Origin of the sequence: Paenibacillus sp. PL91 (genome assembly GCF_012935325.2) — a bacterium.
Lineage (GTDB): Bacteria > Bacillota > Bacilli > Paenibacillales > Paenibacillaceae > Pristimantibacillus.
Genome location: NZ_JABBYG020000060.1, coordinates 1 through 1,633, shown reverse-complemented (window position 1 = coordinate 1,633; position 1,633 = coordinate 1). Strand labels below are relative to the sequence as shown.

The following is a 1,633-nucleotide window of genomic DNA, read 5'->3' as shown; positions in this document are numbered from 1 at the left end:
TAAGAGGGACATTGAAGCCTACATTCATTTTTACAATAACGAACGATTACAAGCAAAACTAAACGGCCTCAGTCCAAGGCCGCTTAAATGCTTTATTATTATTTGTACTGTCTACTTGACGGGGTGCAGTTCAGTCCTAGACTGCCGCTGTTTTATTGAACTCGTATCTCGTTAGATTCCAGCGTTACATGAAATCTTTCCAAGTAAAGTCCTCACTCAGAATACCGGCATAAATATCTTTCGTGTTCCAATTTCCCACTCCGGCTGCTTCAGGTTTGCGAAAACAAATCAAATTCTTATAGTAACCGAACGCACGGCATATTGACGGTCTTACCAAATGAATGCCGCACTTATCATTATCCAGATCGTAAAAAATGCAGGTTCCCAAATACCTATCCTGATTTTTCAACTCTATACGTTTTTTTAGAGGCATCGATTTAATTTTCTTTTTTATATTCTTTAGCTCCTCCTTTGTGACAGGTACAGGGCCGCAGCACAACCCCCTACACCCTTTGCATGGAAGACTATCCATACAGAAACCTCCTTAGTGATTATAGTTTCTTAATACCTATATATCACCATTCCTAATGGATATCAAATAGAAAATTAATTATTATACCACAAATAATATTGCTTGTCAATATATTTTCTGTGAAGATATTTATAATATTGGGTTGAAATTAACCTTTTCCAATGTCCACTTTTAGTTATCCTGCCCGTTAGTTTAACAAAGAAAGTAAGCAGCTGCCGCAGCAAACTACTCCATGTTTGTTCAACTATCGTTCTCCGTTAGCTCAATCAAATTATCAACCAAGGTTCACTCCTCCAGATAGACTTCCTAGCAACAAAAATTGTGTTTTCATTAATGTTAATGAACATTTCAGTAGGATAATCATTATATTTATGAGACAAATATTCAGGCAAAATAGCTGCATCAAATTCCCATATGCCTTCTTTTTCCCCACATATTAATGCTTCCCATGGTCTTCCGTCCGTAGCTTCATTTGTGAAATATACTCCACTTTCTTTAAACTCCTTTGATAATTTTTCCATCGTTACCCATAGGAGGGACTTGTGTTCATCTTTTAGCTGTCCAATTCGATTTTCAATATCTACTGTCAAGAATAGTAAACTAACTTCTAACCAAATATCTTGGAGTTCTTTTCTTTTCGCTGAAGTCCACCCCGTCACATATGGACGAATATGAAGTTGGTAACCATCATTATTAAAAAACTGTTCTTCCGCGTCACCACCAACCCACAAAGTGTGTAAGAGTTCCCAATCCTGCTCAGTTGTGAAGTATTTAGAATCAAGCCCCAGAGAATTTAACACTTCAGCAAATTGCTTTATAACATCCTTGAAATTTTCTGGGTTACTCTTAATGTAAGTCTGTATTTGAGAATATTCGGACATTAAAACACCTCTTGTTTGGTTACTAATACCCCATCATTATAATGCTATTTCGGGTAATCACTAAGGAATCCTGCCCGTTAGCTTATAAAATGAGCAGGCCACCGCAGTGCCTGCTCATCAATATGTATTATTCAACTATCGTTTCCCGTTAGCGGAACGAATGATCCTACATAAAATAAGTTAAAATAATATCTCCGTTTCCTTCTAACTCGCCAGTTTC

The 1,633-nt window shown here is 37.0% G+C and carries 2 protein-coding genes; both read right to left on the bottom strand.

The genetic code is table 11. The annotated features are described in order from the left end of the window. Positions 1-184: 184 nt before the first annotated feature. Positions 185-532, bottom strand: coding sequence for a YkgJ family cysteine cluster protein (locus HI950_RS35320; protein ID WP_169091760.1), 348 nt, complete (start codon positions 530-532; stop codon positions 185-187). A gap of 266 nt (positions 533-798) precedes the next feature. Further along, a complete protein-coding gene (locus HI950_RS35315) occupies positions 799-1,413 on the bottom strand; it encodes a hypothetical protein (RefSeq protein ID WP_169091758.1) in 615 nt (204 codons plus the stop codon). Between the last annotated feature and the right edge of the window lie 220 nt (positions 1,414-1,633).